Consider the following 18,657-nt stretch of genomic DNA (forward strand, 5'->3'; position numbering starts at 1 on the left):
ATTCTTGCCAGCGGCAAGAAAAACGCAAGCCTGCGCCCTTGGCCCGCGAACACCCCTCCCCCGCCGACCCGGTGACCTCCGCCAGTACCGCCTCGCCCTCCGCCGCAGCCTGCCGTGGCGGGGCGTTCCTCGGTACGGCTCGGGCCGCCGACGGCCACCCCTCATGCCCCGAAAGGAAGTGGTATGCCCCAGCCACCACTCATCGGACTCACCACCTACCTCGCCCAGGCGCAGTGGGGTGAGTGGGACCTGCCCGCCGCGGTGCTGCCCGCGGCCTACGCGGACTGCGTCCGGGCCGCCGGCGGCCGTGCCGTGCTGCTGCCGCCGGACGCGCCGGAGGCGGCGGCCGACGTGGTCGAGCGTCTGGACGCGATCCTGCTGGCAGGGGGCGAGGACCTCGATCCCGCACTGTACGGGGCCGTGCCCCATCCGCGTACCGGGCCGCCGGTGCGCGAGCGCGACAGGTGGGAGCGGGCCGTGCTGGCGGCCGGGCTCGCCCGCGACATACCCGTGCTCGGGGTGTGCCGGGGGATGCAGTTGATGAACGTACACGAGGGCGGCACCCTCATCCAGCACCTGCCCGACCGCGTGGGCCACGACGGCCACAACCCCTACCGGGGCCACTTCTGCGCCCACGCGGTGACCACGGTGCCCGGGACGCGCATCGCCGCCCTCATGCCGGGGACGCACCAGGTCGCCACGCACCACCACCAGGCGGTGGACCGCCTCGGCGCGGGGCTGGTCGTCGCCGCCCGCGCGGCGGACCGCACCGTCGAGGCGATCGAGAGCACCCGGCACCGCTTCGCCGTGGGCGTCCAATGGCACCCGGAGATGGGTGTCGGCACGCGGGTCGTACAGGCCCTGGTGGCTGCGGCGGGCTCCCCCGGACGAGCCGGTCCCGCCCGGACGGCCGGACGCGATACGCGTACGGTGCGCAGCGCCCCGGGCCGGATTTTCCCGACACAGGTGTCTTGACACCCCGGGGCACACCCCGCAGGATCACAGCGTGAACCTGTCAGACAGCCAGACAGGTGGCCCCCTTCCGCGGCGCGTCAGCGCCATGGAAGCGGTCTTCGGCCACCTGCGCAGCGCCATCGAGCGCGGTGAGTACGCCGTAGGCGACAAGCTCCCCTCCGAAGCCGAGTTGTGCCGCACCCTCGAAGTCAGCCGGCCCGTACTGCGGGAGGCCCTGCGGGCCCTGCAGGCCATGGGGCTGACCGTCTCCAAGAGCGGCAAGGGCACGTTCGTGCTGGCGAACACGGTCGAGGACCCCACCTTCGGCGACTACGCCGCCAGCGACCTGCTGGAAGTGCGCCGGCACGTCGAGATCCCGGTCGCCGGGTACGCCGCGCTGCGCCGCACCCCCGAGGACCTGGACCACCTGGCCCATCTGCTGGACCGGATGGAACAGGAGACCGACACCACCGCGTGGGTGGCGATGGACACCGTCTTCCACCTGGCGGTGGCCGAGGCCTCCCGCAACCCCGTCTTCCGCCGCGTCATCGAGGAGATCCGCGACGCACTGGCGCGGCAGTCGACCTTCCTCAACGAACTGGGCGGCCGGCGCGAGCAGTCCAACTGCGAGCACCGGGCGATCCTCGAGGCGCTGGTCGACGGCAGCGAGCACGACGCGGTCGAAGCCATGTCCCACCACCTGCTACGGGTCGAGACGACCCTCACCGACATCGTGCGCCCCCCGCGCACCACCACCCCTACGGAAGGCAGACCCGAGGCGTGAGCGAGCAGTTCCTCAAAGACGAGAAGCGCCCCACGACCCGTCACGTCGACGCCGGCGACACCGGCTACAGCAAGTCCCTGAAGCCCCGGCACGTCAACATGATCGCCATCGGCGGTGCGATCGGTACCGGACTCTTCCTCGGCGCGGGCGGCCGCCTCGCCGACGCCGGTCCCTCCCTGTTCGTCGCCTACGCGGTCTGCGGGATCTTCGCGTTCCTCGTCGTGCGCGCGCTCGGCGAGCTGGTCCTGTACCGGCCGTCCTCCGGCGCCTTCGTCTCCTACGCCCGGGAGTTCCTCGGGGAGAAGGGCGCCTACACCGCGGGCTGGATGTACTTCCTCAACTGGGCGACCACCGGCGTCGCCGACATCACGGCCGTCGCCACGTACACCCACTACTGGCACCTGTTCTCCGACGTCCCCCAGTGGGTGATCGCCCTCATCGCCCTGGCCGTGGTCCTCACCGTGAACCTCATCTCGGTGCGGATCTTCGGCGAACTGGAGTTCTGGTTCGCCATCGTCAAGGTCAGCGCCCTGGTCGTCTTCATGGGGATCGCCATCTTCCTCCTGGTGACCCGGCACCCCGTCGACGGCGCCGTCCCCGGCCCTGCCCTGATCACCGACCACGGCGGGATCTTCCCCAACGGCCTGCTGCCCATGCTGCTGATCATCCAGGGCGTCGTCTTCGCCTACGCCTCCGTCGAACTGGTCGGCGTCACGGCCGGCGAGACGGAGAACCCCGAGGCGATCATGCCGAAGGCGATCAACTCGATCATGTGGCGCGTGGGCCTCTTCTACGTCGGCTCGGTCGTCCTGCTGTCGATGCTGATGCCCTGGAGCAGCTACAGCGCCGGCCAGAGCCCGTTCGTGACGGTGCTCTCCCACATCGGCGTCCCGGCGGCCGGCGACGTGATGAACCTGGTCGTCCTCACCGCCGCCATGTCCTCGCTCAACTCCGGCCTCTACTCCACCGGCCGCATCCTGCGCTCGATGGCCGTCAACGGCTCCGCCCCGCGCTTCACCGCCCGGCTCAGCCGCACCCAGGTCCCCTACGGCGGCATCCTCCTCACCAGCGGCATGTGCGTCCTGGGCGTCGGGCTCAACTACGTGGTCCCCGCGGACGCGTTCGAGATCGTGCTCAACCTCGCCGCGATCGGCATCCTCGCCACCTGGGGCATGATCATGGTCTGCCACCTCCTCTTCTGGCGGAAGACCCGCAGCGGCGAGCTGACCCGCCCCGCGTACCGCCTGCCCGGCTCCCCGTGGACCGAACTGGTGACGCTGGCCTTCCTCGCCTCCGTCCTGGTCCTCATGTACGCCGACGGAGGAGCCGCGCGCACCACCGTGCTGTGCGTACCGCTGATCGCCGCGGCGCTGGTCGCCGGCTGGTACGCGGTCCGCGGCCGCGTGGCGCGCGCCGCCGCCGGGAGCGACGGCTGAGCCGGACGCCACCCGTCCCCCTGCGCCGGGGGCGGCGGTCGCCGCCCCCGGTCAGCAGCGACCCACCACAGAACGAGGCAGTGATGCGCAGCAGTTTCCCCGCGGACGCGCCCGCGATCCGCGAGCCCCGGCACGCCCCCGTCGCCCACGTCGTGCGGGGCGGGGTGACCGAGGGAGTCCACTACGGTTCCGTCGTCGTCCTCGACGGCGACGGCGAGGTCCGGATGGACATCGGGGACATCGAGGCCGCCTGCTATCCGCGCTCGGCGCTCAAGCCGGTCCAGGCCGTCGCGATGGTGCGGGCCGGACTGCCGCTCGACGGAGGCCTGCTCTCCCTCGCGATGGGCAGTCACTCCGGCGAGGAGCACCACCTGGCGGGTGCCCGGCTGATCCTGGAGCTGGCCGGTCTCACCGAGGCCGACCTGCGCAACGTCCCCGACCTGCCCTACGGGCCGGCCGTCCGGGACGCCTGGGTGCGTGAGGGCCGCGGGCCGTCCCGGCTCGCCCAGAACTGTTCCGGCAAGCACGCGGCGATGCTGTACCTGTGCAGGCTGTCCGGCTGGCCCCTGGAGAGCTACCTCGACGCGGACCATCCGCTCCAGCGGACGATCGCCGAGGTCGTCGAGGAACTCACCGGCCAGCGCGTCGCGAACGTCACGGTCGACGGCTGCGGATCCCCGCTGTTCGCCGTGTCACTGCACGGCCTGGCCCGCGCCGCCGCCCGCATCGCCACGGCGGCGCCGGACACCGCCGAGCACCGGGTCGCGGGCGCGCTGCGCGTCCATCCGGAGATGGCCTCGGGCACCGGGCGGGACACGGCCGAGCTGATGCGCGCGGTGCCCGGGCTGCTGGCCAAGGACGGTTTCGAGGGCGTCCAGGTCGCCGCGCTGCCCGACGGCCGGGCCGTCGCCGTGAAGATCGCCGACGGGGCGGACCGGGCACGCGTCCCGGTGACGGCCGCGGCCCTCGCCCGTGCCGGAGTCGAACCGGGACTGCTCGCCGGTTTCGCGGGCGAGCCGGTGACCGGCGGCGGCCGGACCGTCGGCGGCGTACGGCCGGTGGCGGCACTGACCCCGCCCGGCGCCCCCGCCACCGCCTGACTCCCGCCCTCCCCTCCCCCACTTTGACCCACCCACCTCAGGAAGAGGATTCGCACACCCATGACCGCCTCCAGCCGCAGCGAACACGACCTGCTCGGAGACCGCGACGTCCCCGCCGACGCCTACTGGGGCGTCCACACCCTGCGCGCCGCCGAGAACTTCCCCATCACCGGCACGCCGATCTCCGCCTACCCGCACCTGATCGACGCCCTCGCCGCCGTCAAGGAGGCCGCGGCCCTCGCCAACGGGGAACTCGGCCTGCTGGAGCCCGCGAAGGCGGCCGTGATCGTCGCCGCCTGCCGTGAGATACGCGGCGGCAAGCTGCACGACCAGTTCGTCGTCGACGTCATCCAGGGCGGCGCCGGCACCTCGACCAACATGAACGCCAACGAGGTCGTCGCCAACCGCGCGCTGGAGCTGCTGGGCCACGCCAAGGGCGAGTACCGGCACCTGCACCCCAACGAGGACGTCAACCTGGGCCAGTCCACCAACGACGTCTACCCGACCGCCGTGCGGGTCGCGACCGTCTTCGCGGTGCGCGGCCTGCTCGACGCCATGGCCGTCCTTCAGGACGCCTTCGCCCGCAAGGCCGCCGAGTTCCACGACGTGCTGAAGATGGGCCGCACCCAGCTCCAGGACGCCGTGCCGATGACGCTCGGACAGGAGTTCTCCGCCTTCGCCGTCATGCTCGACGAAGACCGCAGCCGGCTCGCGGAGGCGCTCGGCCTCATCCACGAGATCAACCTCGGCGCCACCGCCATCGGCACCGGTCTCAACGCCCCGGCCGGATACGCCGAGGCCGCCCGCCGGCACCTCGCCGACATCACGGGCCTGCCCCTGGTCACCGCTCCCGACCTGGTCGAAGCCACCCAGGACTGCGGGGCCTTCGTCCAGATGTCCGGCGTCCTCAAGCGCGTCGCCGTCAAACTGTCCAAGACCTGCAACGACCTGCGCCTGCTGTCCTCCGGGCCCCGCGCCGGACTCGGCGAGATCAACCTGCCGCCGGTCCAGGCGGGCTCCAGCATCATGCCCGGCAAGGTCAACCCGGTGATCCCCGAGGTCGTCAACCAGGTCGCCTTCGAGGTGATCGGCAACGACATCACCATCACCATGGCCGCCGAAGCCGGACAGCTCCAGCTCAACGCCTTCGAGCCGGTCATCCTGCACTCGCTGTCGAAGTCCGTCACCCACCTGCGCGCCGCCTGCCTGACCCTCGCGGAACGCTGCGTGAGCGGCATCACCGCCAACACCGAGATGCTGCGGGCCACCGTCGAGAACTCCATCGGCTTGGTGACCGCCCTCAACCCGCACATCGGATACACCGCCGCCACCGACATCGCCAAGGAGGCCCTGGCCACGGGCCGGGGTGTGGCCGAGCTCGTCCTGGAACGGGGTCTGCTGCCGGCGGAGCGGCTCACCGCCCTGCTGCGGCCCGAGGTACTCGCGGGAACCGGCCCGGCCCCCATCTGAGCGGCCACCTCACGGACGCGTCAGTACGGCCAGGACGGCCGGACCCGGAACAGCTCGGTCCGCAGTGCGGGTGTGCCGTCGACCGGCGCCGGGTTCTCCGCGGTCGGCTCGATGCCCGCGGCCGCGACCCTGTCCAGCGTCGCCAGGCCGTCGGCGCCGACCGTGCCGAACACCGTGTAGTTCGGTCGCAGCGCGGAGTCGCCGTAGACGACGAAGAACTGTGAACCGTTCGTGTCGGGACCGGCGTTGGCCATCGCCAGCAGGCCGCGCCCGTACAGACGGCGGGTGCCGGTCGGGTCGGTCGGTGCCGGCGGCAGGTCGACCGGCAGCTCGTCCTTGTACTTGTACCCGGGGCCGCCCTCACCGGTACCGGTCGGGTCACCGCACTGCAGGACCTTCAGCGTCGGGTACGCCGTCAGACGGTGGCACACCGTGCGGTCGTAGAACCCGTGCCGTGCCAGGTGCAGGAAGCTCTGGACCGTGCACGGCGCCTTGGACCGGTCCAAGCGCAGCGGGAGCGGGCCCTGGCTGGTCGGAACAGCCATGTCCACCGTGCCGCGGCTGGGGGTGCGCCGCGGGTCGGGCGGCAGCGGAACGGGGCGCGCCGGCGGCTCGTCCGGGGTCTGGGTGTACTGACAGGGGCCGTGCGTGGTGCGCGGCGGAGCACCTTCGGAAGCCGTGGCGGCGCTCCCCGCTGACACGACTAACGCCACAGCCGCGCATACGCCGACCAGTACCCGTTTCATCTCGCACGCCCTCTCGATGATCGCCCGATCCTGAAGCGGTCGCAGTCTAGGGCGTGGGTCCGGTCCGCGGGAGGGGGCGACGGCAGAAGGCTCGCGTGCGTCGCGCGGGGCATGGGTACGGCAAGAGTGGACATGCGCCGAACATGGAACCCACGAGGACACCCGAGCCCGGGGACGAGCGGCCCGGCGGCGAGGCCGCGGGACCTGGCCGGCAGGTCGAGGAGCGGGCGCCGGACCGGCCCTCGGCGCTGCCGAAGCGGTCCTGGAAGGCCGTGCTGCGCGGGACGCTGAAGGAGTTCAAGGACGACGAGCTGGCGGACCGGGCGGCGGCGCTTACCTATTACGGGGTGCTGGCCCTCTTCCCCGCCCTGCTGGTCCTGGTGTCGCTGCTGGGCGTCGCGGGCGACTCGGCGACCCAGCAGGTGCTGGACAACCTGCAGAGGCTCACCCCCGGGGCGGCGCGGGACGTGATCAGCAACGCGGTGCGGCAGTTGCAGGGCAACGCCGGAGTCGGCTCGCTGCTGGCGATCGTCGGGGTACTGGTCGCGCTCTGGTCGGCCTCGGGGTACGTCGCGGCGTTCGTCCGCGCCTCGAACGCCGTGTACGACATGCCGGAAGGGCGGCCGGTGTGGAAGGTGCTGCCGCTGCGCGTCGGACTGACGGTGGTGCTCATGGTCCTCGCGGTGGCCAGTGCGCTGATCGTGGTGTTCACCGGCGCTCTGGCCAGGCAGGCGGGCTCGGCGCTGGGGGTGGGCGACACCGCCCTGACGGTGTGGTCGGTCGCGAAGTGGCCGGTCCTCCTGCTCCTGGTCACCGCCATGATCGCGCTGCTGTACTGGGCCGCGCCCAATGCGAAGGGCCGCGGCTTCCGGTGGGTGACCCCGGGCAGTTTCGTGGCGTTGGCGATCTGGGGGATCGCCTCGGCCGGGTTCGCGTTCTACGTCGCGCACTTCGGCTCGTACAACAAGACGTACGGCACGCTCGCGGGCGTGATCATCTTCCTGGTGTGGCTGTGGATCACCAACCTGGCCGTCCTGCTGGGCCTGGAATTCGACGCCGAGCTGGTGCGCCAGCGTGCGATCGCAGGCGGGCTCCCCGCGGATCAGGAGCCCTACACCGAGCCGCGCGACACCCGGGAATGGAGCGAGGAAGACCGTCAGCGCCTGCAGTGAGCAGCGAGTGGAGGAAGGTGAGGAGTCGATGAGTCCGTTTGGACGCCGTACCAGGCACGACGGCGACGCGCCGGTGGGTGAGCTCGTGACCCGGGCGTCGCGGCAGATCTCGGAACTGGTCCGGGAGGAGATGCGGCTGGCCCGTGCCGAGATGACCCACAAGGGCAAACGCTACGGGTTGGGCGGCGGTCTGTTCGGGGGCGCCGGCCTGTTCGGTTTCCTGGCCGCCCAGGCGGTGGCCGCCGCCGCGATCGCGTCCCTGGCCCTGGTCCTGCCGGTGTGGGCATCGGCCCTGATCATCGGCGGCGCGCTGGCGGCCGTGGCCGCGGTGCTGGCCGCGGCCGGGAAGAAGCAGGTCGCCCGGGCCGGCGGTCCCGTCCCGGAGAAGACCATCGACAGCGTCAAGGCCGACGTGAACGAGATCAGGGAGAGGACACACCGATGAGCCATCAGACTCGGGGCGACGGGCACGCACCGACCCCGGAAGATCTGCGCGAGCAGGTCGAGCGTACCCGCGACGAGCTCGGCCGGACCGTGGAGGCACTGGCCGCCAAGGCCGACGTCCAGGCACGGACCAAGGCGAAGGCGGCCGAGGTCAAGGAGCAGGCCGCCGACCGGGCCGCCCTCCTGGCGGGCCGGCTTCGGGAGGAAGCCGTCTCGGCCGCCGTGGCGGCGCGGACCCACCGCACCCCGCTGCTGGCCGCTGCCACAGCGCTGGCCGTCTTCCTCCTCCTGCGCCGCGGTAGGAGGAACAAGTGAAAGCGTCCGAGATCGCCTACAAGCCCGTCGGGTTCGCTCTCGGCGCCGCCGGCGGCATGGCTGCGGGTATGGCCTTCAAGCAGGTCTGGCGGATGATCGGCCACGACGACGACGCCCCGGACGCCACCGACGAGGACCGCACCTGGCAAGAGGTCCTGCTCGCCGCGGCGCTGCAGGGCGCGATCTTCGCCCTCGTCAAGGCCGCCGTCGACCGGGGAGGAGCCACGGCCATCCGACGGCTGACCGGAACCTGGCCCGGCTGACCCGCTCCTCGCCGTACGGCCCCCTCGCCCGGGAGCCGGCACGCCCCGGAAGACCCCGAGGGGGTTTCAGCGGGCCGCGAGCGAGCACGCGAGCGACGACGGATCCCCGACCGAGGAGTAGTGCACATGACCGCGGACCGGCAGGAACAGGACGTCGTCGAGGTGATCCTCGAGGACCACCGGACGATGGAGGAGCTGTTCCGGCAGATGCGCAGCGTGGAGGCCGACCGCGCGGGAGCGCTGAAGAGGTTCTCCGCGCTGCTGATCGCCCATGGCGAGGCGGAGGAGAGCGAGGTCTACGGTGCGCTCAAACGCTTCAGGAAGGTGGACGACGAGGAGGTCGAGCACGGCGTGGAGGAGCACGAGGAGGGCAACAAGGCGCTCCTGGCCCTGCTGGAGGTCGACGAGGTCGGCTCGGACGAGTGGGATGCGAAGCTGGAGGACCTGGTCGAGGCCGTCACCCACCACCTGGACGAGGAGGAGCGGACGATCCTCAACGGCGCCCGCGAGAACGTCCCGGACGAGCGCCGGGCCGAGCTGGGAGCCGCATTCCTGAAGGAGCGCGAGAGGCTGCTGGAGTCCGACTGCGGCAGCATCGAGAACGTCCGCGCCGTCGTCGGCGCCAGCTGAGACACGGCCCGAGGGCCGACCCGAGCGGTCGGCCCTCGGGCCCTGCGGGGGCCCTGAGGGGACCCGCCCTACCCCGGTGCCCGGAAGTTCACGGGCCGGGGTTTTCTCGTGGGAGAAGCGAGCCCAAGGGGCCCAGGTCCAGGTTGAGATCGTCCATGGTCAGGCCGTAACGCCTGCACAGTTCTTCCATGCGCTCATGCAGGATCATCAGCGTCACGCCGATGCGCTCCTCCTCGTCCTCGGCGAGATCACCTTGGTCGACGCGGTGGATGGCGGTGCGTTCCATCAGCTGGCGCAGCAGTTCGACAACGGTCAGTACGAGCTTGATCAGGTCACGTTCCACCGTGTCGGGGTCGACGGAAAGCCGTTGGGCCACGGCGTTGCCGCCTCCGCCTGTGGTGGGGTGCGGGTCCTGCACGGTCACCTCCTGGGTGCTGTGGCGCGGTGGGCGAGGGCGGCGTCGGGGCTGAGGTCCCGCGCCCAGGGGCCGGGCTCGTCGCCGGTGATCGACCGGATGACCGCACGCAGGTTGATGTGGACCAGGTCCACGTCGGCGATGGAGAGGACGAGGTCCCCCGTCAGGACGGCGCCGCCGGTCAGCAGCCGGTCCAGGAGGTCGATGAGTGCGACCGGCGGACCGGACAGCCGCTCCGGCTCCTCGTGCGAAGGGTCGTTCGGGAACGGTGTGCTCATCGCGGCTCCCCGTCCGTTCGCGGCCCTGGGGCGGCGGTCGCGAAGGAGTACGGCGCCCAGGGGCCGGTCACCTCCACCTGCACCCCGGCCACAGGTGTGGTCGCCGCCTGTACCGCCTCGCGGAAGCGCTCTTCGGCGTCGGCGGGCACGAGGTGGGCGTGGTTGGCGATGTTGGTCTCGTGCCGGCCGGACAGCCCGCTCTGCTGGGGACGGTGCACGACAGTCGCTGTCGCGAGCGCCCGTGCCGCGCGCTCGACCTCGTCCGCGACCGCGCCGGCGGCACGGTGGAGGTCCTCGGTGCTGTGCCGTTTCCGCCTGCGCTGCTGCAGGTAGGCGCGGCCGGGGCTCGGCGCCGGCGGCTCAGCGGTCTGGGCGGGGACGGCCTGCGCCGCGGCGGCGGCCGGATCGACGTGGACCTTCACTCCGAGCTCGACGTGGCCGTCGAGCCACGCCAGCAGCGGGGCGAACCGGTCGCGGTGTTCGAGGAGCATGTCCGCCACCCGGGGCTCGTCGAGGTAGACGGTGGCCAGCCGGAGCGGCAGGAACACCGCCTCACCGAAAGCCGCGTCCACCACGGCGTGGTGGGCCCGGGCCAGCTCCTCCAGCGTGCCGAGGTCCCCCAGGCGGTGCGGCAAGGCGATCTCGTCGAAGGCGTCGGGCGGCACGGCCGACACCAGGGCCACGAGACCGCCCGCGGCGACGATCGCCACGGCGTGGCCGTCGACGCCGGTCACCGAGCGGGCGAGAGCGCGCAGCTCCTCCCCGTCCCAGCCGACGCCGTACACGTAGGCCATCGGAGGTGTGCTCACCGCGTCTCCTCCGTCCGTGCCTGCCGGTCCTGGGAAGGGCCGGAGCGCAGGCGCTCGAGTTCGCCGCGCAGGCGCTCGTTCTCCTGTGCCAGGAGCTCCTCCCGGCTGCCGCCGCCCCCGCCCCTCCCGCCCCCGCTGTCGAGGGGGCGGGAGGGGCGGGCACGGGAGGAGAGGGAGGGGTCGTGCTCCCACCAGTCGATGCCCATCTCCTTCGCCTTGTCGACCGAGGCGACCAGCAGGCGGAGCTTGATGGTCAGCAGCTCGATGTCGAGCAGGTTGATCCGGATGTCTCCGGCGATCACGATGCCCTTGTCGAGCACGCGTTCCAGGATGTCCGCGAGGTTCGCGGAAGAGCCCTGGTGGTGACTGGGCACCGCGGCGTGCGGTGCGGCCGGAAGGCGTCCTGCGAAGGATTCGGACACGGTGGCGCCCCTGTTCTCTGGTGTGCTCTGATGTCACCGCTCAGCGGTCAGCGTCGGCGGGCTCGTCGTACTTCTCGTCTTCGTCGTACTTCTCGTACTCGTCGTACTCGTCGTCCTCGAAGGCGCCTTCGGCGTCGGCCTGCTCCTCCTGCCTGACCCCTTCGTCGTGGCCGACGACGACCTCGCCGTCGCGGATCTCGCCCCGCCAGCCGCCGGTGGCCTCTCCGCGCAGCATGAGGAACGAGCGGTAGAGCTTGAGATCCAGCCGGGCACGCCTGCCCTGTGCCCGCCACAGGTTGCCCGTCTTCTCGATCAGGCCCTTCGGGGCGTACTCCAGGACGAGCAGAACGCGGGTGAGGTCATCGGTGAGCCGGTGGAAGGTCACCACCCCGCGGACCGTCCCCTTCGCGCCGTGGGTGGTCCAGGCGATGCGCTCGTCGGGGATCTGCTCGGTCACGTTCGCCTGCCAGCTGCGGGTCGACTTGGCGACCTTCACCTTCCAGTTGGTGGTGGTGTCGTCCGCCGTCTCGACGCTGACGACTCCCTTGGCGAACGTGCTGAACTCCTGGAACTGCGTCCACTGCCCGTACGCCTCGCGGACGGGGACGCCGACGTCGATGTCCTCGACGATCGTCACGCTCTTCGCGGTGCCGCCACCGGACGTGCGGCCGGCGCCGACCAGGCTCTTCGCCTTCTCCCGCAGGGCGTCCTTGAAGGCGGACGTCCCCGCCGCGAGCGCGGCCCGCGCGGGGGACTTCCCCTCGCTGAGGGCTTTGCCCCCCTCGACGAGGCCCTTCGCGAAGCCGCTCTTCGCGGCTCCCGGCTCGCCCAGCCGGGCGACCCGGTCGCCGAGGTGCTCCCCGAGCCGGGTGACGGCGTCTTCGGCACGGGCCGTGAGGTAGTGGCGGAGCTCCTCCTTGAGCCGCTCGGTGGCCTGGTTTCCCGCCACGTCGTTCTTGATCTCGGCGAGTACGGAGTCACTCATCGCTGTCCCCCCTGCCCTTGCTGCTCTTGCGCGTGCTTGAGGCGGTGGACTTCCGCGGGGCGCTCGTACGCTTGCGGGCCGCTGTCGGCTTGCCGGCGCCGCGGCCGGAGCCACCGCTGGACGAGGGGGCACGGCCGGTGGTCTTCTTGCCGGCGGTCTTCGTCGCGGCCGTCGAGCGTGTCGGCTTGCGCGGTTCGGGTCCGTCATCCGCGTCGGCCTCGGGGGCGTCGGGGGCGTCGTCGCGGCCGAGCGCCTGCGTGCGCTGCTGCAGTGAGTCGGCGAGGCCTGCGGCGCGCCGGGTGAGGGCCTGGGCCGCGGCCGACTTCGTGGCCTCGAACAGCTCTCGGCGGATCTGTTCGCTCAGGGCGCCCGTCACGGGCGAGGCGGCGAGCAGCTTTCCGATGCGCCGCGGGTCGAGGTCCAGCCTGCGGCCGGCGAGGAACATCCCCACCCCGATGGCCATCTTGGCCTTCTTCGTCCGCCCCAGGAGATAGCCCCCGACGAGGGCGGCTGCCGTCGTGGTGTTCTTCGGTGTCACCGGTGTACCTCGTTCCGCCTCGCTTGATCACTCTGATGCGTCATGAGCCGTCTCCTGTCTGGCTTCGGTGGGCCTCGATCTCGTCGAGTCGGTCCAGGAGCGCGTCCTCGCGCCGGTCGAACTCGGCCGCGTCCACGCGGCCTTCGGCCAGGTCCTCCACGAGCGCCGCCAGTTGCTCCCGGACGGGGGCGGGGTCGTAGTACTCGCGCTCCGCCGCGATCAGCACCTGGTCGACCACCCAGGCCGTGCCGCGCAGTGGTGCGATGGGCAGGGTCAGGATCGTGGTGAGGAACCCCATGGGCCGGCCTCCTTCCCCGGTGCGCCGGGCACCTGGGGTGCCCGGCGCACCGGTCAGACGAAGCTGTACGGGGGCAGCGGTCCGGTCAGGGTGAAGGTGTAGGCCTCACCCCGGCGGTCCGCTTCCTCACGCACGGCCTTCACGAACTCGTCGGCGGTCTCCGCCGGCACGAGGAAGGAAGCGTTGAGGAAGTGGCCGGTGGCCGGCTCGGCGCGCGCGACGCGCGCCGCGGCCGGCTGCAGCTTCTCCAGGGTCTCGCGGGCCTGCTCGTCGTGGCGTTCGGCGACTTGGCCCGCGACGAGCTCACCGAGGGCGATGCGATCGTCCTGCCCGGCCGATCCCGTCCTGGTGCGTTCGTTGAGTTCCCGGATCCGGTCGGACTCCGACACGATTTCGAGCAGCAGGTCCTGCTCGTCGCGGGCCGCCTTGAGGTTGAACTCGGCGTGCCCGGCGAGCTCGGCCAGGCGGTTGCGGTACGCCGCGCCTTCCTGCTCCAGCACCCGGGCCACCTGGTCGTCGTCCGGTCCGAGCAGTCCGAAACGCATGGGCAGCGTCGCCCCGTCCGCCATCAGGGACTCCAGGACGGCCTCGTGGGCCAGCACGTCGCGGCGCTTGGCGCGCAAGCCCTCGGGGGCGTCGCTGACGACCGCGGCGACCCCGCCGGCCCGCACCGTCCGCAGGGGCGTCGCCGGTTCGCCCACTCCCTGGAGGTCGGCCAGGCGCAAGGGGTGGTCCGTGGTGGTGATGGCGTAGATGTAGGTGGGCACCTGCTACTCCTCCCGGCGGGCGGCGGACGAGCGGCTGGACGTCGGCTTGCGCGCCGGCCGCTTACGGGGTTCTTCCTCGGACTCCTCGCGCTTGCTCTGCAGGGAGTCGGTTATCGCCTCGACGGCGCCGGTCAGGGCGCCCTTGGACTTTCCCTTGGCGCCGTTCTCGGTCATCTCGCCGACGATGTCGGTGAGTTGCGTGGGTGCCTTCCGTCCGGATTCCAGGTCGAGGCGGTTGCACGCCTCGGCGAAGCGGAGGTAGGTGTCCACGCTGGCGACGACGACGCGGACATCGATCTTGAGGATCTCGATCCCGACCAGGGAGACGCGTACGAACGCGTCGATCACGAGGCCCCTGTCGAGGATGAGTTCCAGGACGTCATAGAGATTTCCCGAGCCGCTTCCGCCGCTCGTTGCACTGCTCTGTTGGACGAGTGCCACGGTGAACTCCTTCCGATGCAGCGTCTGTCGACGCTTTCGGGCGCTGCCGCCGCCTCAGCGGCGGTCGATCTGGCCCCGGGCGTAGCGCCGCGTGCGCTCGTACCCCACCAGCCGGCCCTCGCTGTCGAGGGCCACGTGATAGGAAGCCATCACGCTCATGGTGTCCGGGACCTTCTCCAGCTCGACGATCTCCACCTCTGCCGTCCAGCCGTCCTCGGTGGCCTTCACCGCGGAGACGGAGGCGGGTTCGCACCGCAGGAGCTCGGCGAGCTGCTCGGTGGCGAGGCGCATCGCCGTGGCGATGTCGAGCCTTTCGGGCGTCTTGTGTTTCTCGTCGTCTGTCGCGCTCATGTTCCCGCCTGTGAGGCATGGACGGCGGCTCGGCAGTCGAGCTTCAGCGCCGTGTGGACTCACGTTCGCCTGCCCGCCCTTGCCGCCCGCATGCATGACGGATCGACAGATGCGCCCCGACCCCACCGAGACGAGCGCGCAACGGCAGACGCCCGCCCTTCGTCCTCGGGTCGTGAGGACGAAGGGCGGGCGCGGTTGGGCGGGGAGGGGCGGTCAGGGGTGCCGGGGTGGTGGGGGCGCGGCTGTGGCCTCGGCCACGTTGGGGGCGGTGGCGAAGGCCTGGTGGGCGCCGGTGATCTCCAGGAGGCGGGCCAGTCGGCGGGGGACGGGACCCGCCAGGACCACGGGGTGGGTCAGGTTCGCTTGCAGCATGATGCTGAGCGCGGTCGAGTCGATGAAGGTCACCTCGGCGACGTCCAGGACGAACCGGGTCACGCCGGGGGCCGCGGGATCCATCGCGGTCCGCAGGCCGGCCGCGTTGTCCATGTCGAACTCCCCCGCCATCACGACGATGCGTGCGTCCCCGTCGCGGCGGGTCTCGACGCGGCCGCGTGCCTCGGCGTCGTGCGGGTCCATGCTGTTCATGTCCGGCCTCATCTCGTGCGGGGGAGCTTGACCACGGTGACGAAGAAGTCGTCGATCTGCTGGATCGCCCGGATGAACTGGTCGAGGTCCACCGGCTTCGTGACGTAGGCGTTGGCGTGCAGTTTGTAGCTGCGCAGGATGTCCTCCTCGGCCGCCGAGGTGGTGAGCACGACCACGGGGATGTGCTTCAGTTCCGGGTCCGTCTTGATCTGTTCGAGGACCTGCCGTCCGTCGTACTTGGGCAGGTTGAGGTCGAGCAGGATCAGGTCGGGGCGCGGGGCCTCGGCGTACTCGCCGCGGCGGTACAGGAAGTCCAGGGCTTCGAGGCCGTCCCGCACGACGTGCAGCACGTTTCCGATCTTGTTGTCCTCGAAGGCCTCCCGGGTCATGAGCTCGTCCCCCGCGTCGTCCTCGACCAGCAGGACTTCGGCGGGGGTGGCCTGGGGCCGGTCGGAGGGAGTGCTCATCGGGGGGTTCCTTCGGTGGGTTCGGGAACGGGTTCGGGTGCGCGTGCGGGTGGCTCCGTGTCGGCGGCGGACTCGGCGCGCGGGAGGGTGAAGACGATCCGGGTGCCTTCGCGGTGGTCCGGGTCGATGCGGATGCGTCCGCCCGCGTGCTCGACGATCTTCTTGCAGAGCGCGAGGCCGATTCCGGTGCCGCCGTAGGTCTCCCGGCCGTGCAGGCGCTGGAAGATGACGAACACCTTCTCGGCGAACTCGGCCGGTACGCCGATGCCGTTGTCCGTGACGGTGAAGGTGTGGAAGCCCGGCTCGCCGGCCGGGTCGTCGGCCACGGCGACCTCCACGCGCGGAGGCCGGTCGGGCGAACGGAACTTGACGGCGTTGCCCACCAGGTTCTGCCACAGCATGGTCAGCAGCGTCGGGTCGCCCACCACGTCCGGGAGCCGCTCGGGACGGGTGATCTGCGCGCCGCTCTCCTCCACGGCGGCCGCCAGGTTGCGCAGGGCGCGGTCCAGGGGGGCGTCCATCGCCACCGGTTCGCGCGTGTCCTGGACGCGGCCCACCCGGGAGAAGGTCAGCAGGTCGTTGATGAGGACCTGCATCCGCTTGGCCCCGTCGACGGCGAAGGCGATGTACTGGGTGCCGCGCTCGTCGAGCTGGTCCCCGTACCGCTTCTCCAGCAGCTGGCAGAAGGAGGCCACCTTGCGCAGCGGCTCCTGGAGGTCGTGCGAGGCGACGTACGCGAACTGCTCCAGCTCGGCGTTGGAGCGGCGCAGCTCCACCGCCTGGGCGTCGAGTTCGGCGGCCGTGCGGTCGAGCCGCTCGGCGTTGCGCAGCGAGGTGTTCAGTTCGGCCACGGTCCGGTGCCGCATGGCCTCCACCGCCCGGGCCAGTGCCTTCAGGTCGGAGGGGCCGCGCAGGGGGATCTCCTCGTCGAAGGCCCCGTCCGCCACGCGCTGGGAAGCGGTCCGGACCCGGGCGAGCGGCTTCAGGACGCCCATGTGGAGCAGGACGGCGAGGGCCGCGCCCGCGAGCAGGAAGGCCACGACGATCGCCAGCAGGACGCGGTCGCGCTGCGTGCGGGCTTCGCCGAAGGTGGTGCGGGCGTCGTTCTGGAGCCGGTCCAGGCGTGCCTGCTGCGCGGCGACGCGGCGGCGGACCTCGTCGAAGCGGTCCTTCCCGGCCTGGGCGGAGGGCGGCGCGGTGCCGTCCTTGACGGAGGCGAGGGCGGGCGCCGCGAACTCCTGCCGCCAGGTCCGGGCGGCCTGTTGCACGGCGGTCAGGTCCTGGCGCACCCCCTCGTCGCCGTCGAGGACCGTCGTCAGGCTCCGGGCGGCCCCGGCCTCGTCGGCCAGACCTCGTTCGTACGGCTCCAGGAGGGCGGGCTCGTGGGCCAGTAGGTAGCCGCGGACCCCGTTCTCCTGGTCCAGCAGGGCCGTCTCCAGTCGCAGGGCGTCCCGCTGGGCGGGGAGGATCTCGTCGACGAGCCGGTTCCCGGCCGTGGTGGTGCGGGACAGGAGGGCGGCGCCGAGCGCTCCCGTGCCGACGACCATCAGGGCGAGCACGACCAGCACGGTGGTCAGCCAGGTCCGCAGACTCGGACCGTGACGGTCCGGGGCTCGTCCGGCGGAGGGTGCGGCGGGCTGTGCGGGGGAGGTCACGAGGACGGGTTCCATTCGAGGTGGAGGACGGCGACGTCGTCGGCCAGGCCGCCCCAGTCCGCGGCGAGGTCCTGCGCCGTCCGGATGAGGGTGTCGACGAAGGGTTCGGCGGGGAGATCGGCGTGCTTGCGGGCGATCTCCAGGAGGCCCTCCTCGTCGAGGCGGTCGGAGCCGGGGCCGACCCGCCCTTCGATCAGGCCGTCCGTGAAGAGCATGACGGCGCCGCCCTCCTCCACCGCGACCTCGCTGACGGGCCAGCCGTCGCCCCAGCCCGGGAGGATGCCCAGGGCGGGCCCTCCCGGGACGGTACGCAGCTCCACGCCGGCCGCGGAGCGGAGCAGGAGGCCGGGGTGCCCGGCGCGCTGGACGGACACGGCGCGGGTGCCGGCCGGACGGGTGAGGGAGACGAGGGTGGCGAAGATCTCGGGGCCCGATCGTTCGGCCACCAGGATCCGCTCCAGGAGGGCGAGCAGCTCGGCGCCCCGGGCTCCGGCCATGACGAAGGACCGCCAGGCCACGCGGAGGCAGACGCCGAGTGCGGCCTCGCTGGGGCCGTGGCCCGATACGTCGCCGACCACGGCGTGGGTGGCTCCGTCGGGGGTCTGGACGACGTCGTAGAAGTCGCCGCCGAGGAGGGTCTGGGCACGTCCGGGGTGGTAGCGGGCGCATACGGTGACGTTGTCGGCCGCGTCGTCGAGCAGCAGCGGGGTGGGGAGCAGGCCGCGTTCGAGGCGGGCGTTCTCCTCGGCGCGCAGCCGGCCCGCCTGGAGGGCGGCGGCGGCCAGCTCGGTGCGCTTGCGCTGGATCGCGTAGCGGATGGCCCGTATGAAGACGTCGGCTTCGAGACGTCCCTTGACCAGGTAGTCCTGGGCTCCGGCCGCGACGGCCGTCAGCCCCGCCCCCTCCTCCGACAGGCCCGTCAGCACGACGACCGCGGTCTCGGTGGACAGGGCGAGGACCTTCTTCAGCCCGTCCAGGCCCTGGGCGTCGGGCAGGTGCAGGTCCAGCAGGACGCAGTCGGGGGTCCTGGCCTTCAGCAGGTGGACGGCGTCGGCGAGGGAGCGGGCCCGGGCGAGTCTGAGCTCGGTTCCGCTGTCCTCCACGAGTTCCTCGACGAGCACGGCGTCGCCCTCGTCGTCCTCGATGAGCAGGACCTGCGGCGGTACGCCGTTCCACAGCGCCAGCGAGTCGTCCGGCTCTGCCGGGGAGGCCTGCCGGGGCCGGATCACCGGCTGCTGCGCGGCGGGGGCGGGCGGGTGCTGGGCCCCGAGCCCGGACGTGCTCACCATGGCGTCGGGTCTGTCCCTTCTCAGTTCGGACGGCGGACGCCCG

At 71.9% G+C, this 18,657-nt stretch carries 25 protein-coding genes; 10 read left to right on the plus strand and 15 right to left on the minus strand.

The window, feature by feature from the left end:
* Positions 1 to 183: 183 nt before the first annotated feature.
* From ACFY0O_RS01275 to aspA, 5 genes are all read left to right on the plus strand, one after another.
* Positions 184 to 975: a gamma-glutamyl-gamma-aminobutyrate hydrolase family protein gene (locus tag ACFY0O_RS01275; protein ID WP_388941214.1), complete on the plus strand. Its 792-nt coding sequence runs from the start codon at positions 184 to 186 to the stop codon at positions 973 to 975.
* Positions 976 to 1,060: 85 nt separating this feature from the next.
* Positions 1,061 to 1,738 (plus strand): FadR/GntR family transcriptional regulator, encoded by a 678-nt coding sequence (locus tag ACFY0O_RS01280; RefSeq protein ID WP_388942224.1) that lies wholly within the window; start codon positions 1,061 to 1,063, stop codon positions 1,736 to 1,738.
* Positions 1,735 to 3,174, plus strand: a complete 1,440-nt coding sequence (locus ACFY0O_RS01285; RefSeq protein WP_388941217.1) for an amino acid permease — start codon at positions 1,735 to 1,737, stop codon at positions 3,172 to 3,174. The genes ACFY0O_RS01280 and ACFY0O_RS01285 overlap by 4 nt, the downstream gene beginning before the upstream one ends.
* A gap of 83 nt (positions 3,175 to 3,257) precedes the next feature.
* Entirely contained in the window at positions 3,258 to 4,274 is a 1,017-nt protein-coding gene (locus tag ACFY0O_RS01290; RefSeq protein ID WP_388941220.1) for an asparaginase, read from the plus strand.
* Between the two features lie 60 nt (positions 4,275 to 4,334).
* Positions 4,335 to 5,744, plus strand: coding sequence for an aspartate ammonia-lyase (gene aspA, locus ACFY0O_RS01295; RefSeq protein ID WP_388941222.1), 1,410 nt, complete (start codon positions 4,335 to 4,337; stop codon positions 5,742 to 5,744).
* 20 nt (positions 5,745 to 5,764) lie between these two features.
* Here the strand turns inward: aspA and ACFY0O_RS01300 are convergent, their stop codons facing one another.
* Positions 5,765 to 6,289 carry a peptidylprolyl isomerase gene (locus ACFY0O_RS01300; protein ID WP_388941225.1) on the minus strand — a complete coding sequence of 175 codons (525 nt, stop codon included), beginning with the start codon at positions 6,287 to 6,289 and terminating at the stop codon, positions 5,765 to 5,767.
* 344 nt (positions 6,290 to 6,633) lie between these two features.
* On the opposite strand from ACFY0O_RS01300, the gene ACFY0O_RS01305 reads away from it, so the two are divergent.
* From ACFY0O_RS01305 to ACFY0O_RS01325, 5 genes are all read left to right on the plus strand, one after another.
* Entirely contained in the window at positions 6,634 to 7,662 is a 1,029-nt protein-coding gene (locus tag ACFY0O_RS01305) for a YihY/virulence factor BrkB family protein (protein ID WP_388941228.1), read from the plus strand.
* Between the two features lie 28 nt (positions 7,663 to 7,690).
* Positions 7,691 to 8,107 (plus strand): phage holin family protein, encoded by a 417-nt coding sequence (locus ACFY0O_RS01310; protein WP_388941230.1) that lies wholly within the window; start codon positions 7,691 to 7,693, stop codon positions 8,105 to 8,107.
* Positions 8,104 to 8,421: a DUF3618 domain-containing protein gene (locus ACFY0O_RS01315; protein ID WP_388941233.1), complete on the plus strand. Its 318-nt coding sequence runs from the start codon at positions 8,104 to 8,106 to the stop codon at positions 8,419 to 8,421. The genes ACFY0O_RS01310 and ACFY0O_RS01315 overlap by 4 nt, the downstream gene beginning before the upstream one ends.
* Positions 8,418 to 8,684, plus strand: a complete 267-nt coding sequence (locus tag ACFY0O_RS01320) for a DUF4235 domain-containing protein (RefSeq protein WP_388941235.1) — start codon at positions 8,418 to 8,420, stop codon at positions 8,682 to 8,684. The genes ACFY0O_RS01315 and ACFY0O_RS01320 overlap by 4 nt, the downstream gene beginning before the upstream one ends.
* Positions 8,685 to 8,810: 126 nt before the next feature.
* Entirely contained in the window at positions 8,811 to 9,314 is a 504-nt protein-coding gene (locus ACFY0O_RS01325) for a hemerythrin domain-containing protein (protein ID WP_388941238.1), read from the plus strand.
* Positions 9,315 to 9,402: 88 nt separating this feature from the next.
* Here ACFY0O_RS01325 and ACFY0O_RS01330 read toward each other — a convergent pair whose 3' ends face one another.
* The 14 genes from ACFY0O_RS01330 to ACFY0O_RS01395 all read right to left on the minus strand — a co-directional run bounded on the left by ACFY0O_RS01330 (position 9,403) and on the right by ACFY0O_RS01395 (position 18,614).
* A complete protein-coding gene (locus ACFY0O_RS01330) occupies positions 9,403 to 9,798 on the minus strand; it encodes a gas vesicle protein K (RefSeq protein ID WP_388942227.1) in 396 nt (131 codons plus the stop codon).
* Positions 9,735 to 10,007: a gas vesicle protein gene (locus ACFY0O_RS01335; protein WP_388941241.1), complete on the minus strand. Its 273-nt coding sequence runs from the start codon at positions 10,005 to 10,007 to the stop codon at positions 9,735 to 9,737. Before ACFY0O_RS01335 ends, ACFY0O_RS01330 begins: the two co-directional genes overlap by 64 nt.
* Complete coding sequence (locus ACFY0O_RS01340) at positions 10,004 to 10,816, minus strand: GvpL/GvpF family gas vesicle protein (protein ID WP_388941244.1); 813 nt, start codon at positions 10,814 to 10,816, stop codon at positions 10,004 to 10,006. The genes ACFY0O_RS01335 and ACFY0O_RS01340 overlap by 4 nt, the downstream gene beginning before the upstream one ends.
* On the minus strand, positions 10,813 to 11,238 hold the full coding sequence (locus ACFY0O_RS01345) for a gas vesicle protein (protein WP_388941246.1): 426 nt from the start codon (positions 11,236 to 11,238) through the stop codon (positions 10,813 to 10,815). The genes ACFY0O_RS01340 and ACFY0O_RS01345 overlap by 4 nt, the downstream gene beginning before the upstream one ends.
* Positions 11,239 to 11,278: 40 nt before the next feature.
* Positions 11,279 to 12,223, minus strand: a complete 945-nt coding sequence (locus tag ACFY0O_RS01350) for an SRPBCC family protein (protein ID WP_388941249.1) — start codon at positions 12,221 to 12,223, stop codon at positions 11,279 to 11,281.
* A complete protein-coding gene (locus tag ACFY0O_RS01355; protein ID WP_388941252.1) occupies positions 12,216 to 12,761 on the minus strand; it encodes a hypothetical protein in 546 nt (181 codons plus the stop codon). The genes ACFY0O_RS01350 and ACFY0O_RS01355 overlap by 8 nt, the downstream gene beginning before the upstream one ends.
* Before the next feature lie 40 nt (positions 12,762 to 12,801).
* Complete coding sequence (locus ACFY0O_RS01360) at positions 12,802 to 13,059, minus strand: gas vesicle protein GvpG (RefSeq protein WP_388941254.1); 258 nt, start codon at positions 13,057 to 13,059, stop codon at positions 12,802 to 12,804.
* Positions 13,060 to 13,112: 53 nt separating this feature from the next.
* Positions 13,113 to 13,826 carry a GvpL/GvpF family gas vesicle protein gene (locus ACFY0O_RS01365; RefSeq protein WP_388941256.1) on the minus strand — a complete coding sequence of 238 codons (714 nt, stop codon included), beginning with the start codon at positions 13,824 to 13,826 and terminating at the stop codon, positions 13,113 to 13,115.
* Positions 13,827 to 13,829: 3 nt separating this feature from the next.
* A complete protein-coding gene (locus ACFY0O_RS01370; protein WP_388941258.1) occupies positions 13,830 to 14,267 on the minus strand; it encodes a gas vesicle structural protein GvpA in 438 nt (145 codons plus the stop codon).
* Positions 14,268 to 14,321: 54 nt separating this feature from the next.
* Positions 14,322 to 14,618, minus strand: a complete 297-nt coding sequence (locus tag ACFY0O_RS01375; protein ID WP_388941259.1) for a gas vesicle protein — start codon at positions 14,616 to 14,618, stop codon at positions 14,322 to 14,324.
* Positions 14,619 to 14,831: 213 nt separating this feature from the next.
* Positions 14,832 to 15,203: an STAS domain-containing protein gene (locus tag ACFY0O_RS01380; protein WP_388941261.1), complete on the minus strand. Its 372-nt coding sequence runs from the start codon at positions 15,201 to 15,203 to the stop codon at positions 14,832 to 14,834.
* An 8-nt stretch (positions 15,204 to 15,211) separates the two neighbouring features.
* Entirely contained in the window at positions 15,212 to 15,670 is a 459-nt protein-coding gene (locus ACFY0O_RS01385; protein ID WP_388941262.1) for a response regulator, read from the minus strand.
* Positions 15,667 to 17,217: an ATP-binding protein gene (locus ACFY0O_RS01390; RefSeq protein ID WP_388942229.1), complete on the minus strand. Its 1,551-nt coding sequence runs from the start codon at positions 17,215 to 17,217 to the stop codon at positions 15,667 to 15,669. Before ACFY0O_RS01390 ends, ACFY0O_RS01385 begins: the two co-directional genes overlap by 4 nt.
* Positions 17,218 to 17,321: 104 nt before the next feature.
* Positions 17,322 to 18,614 carry a PP2C family protein-serine/threonine phosphatase gene (locus tag ACFY0O_RS01395; RefSeq protein ID WP_388941264.1) on the minus strand — a complete coding sequence of 431 codons (1,293 nt, stop codon included), beginning with the start codon at positions 18,612 to 18,614 and terminating at the stop codon, positions 17,322 to 17,324.
* Between the last annotated feature and the right edge of the window lie 43 nt (positions 18,615 to 18,657).

Origin of the sequence: Streptomyces sp. NPDC001594 (genome assembly GCF_042893675.1) — a bacterium.
Classification (GTDB): Bacteria; Actinomycetota; Actinomycetes; order Streptomycetales; family Streptomycetaceae; genus Streptomyces.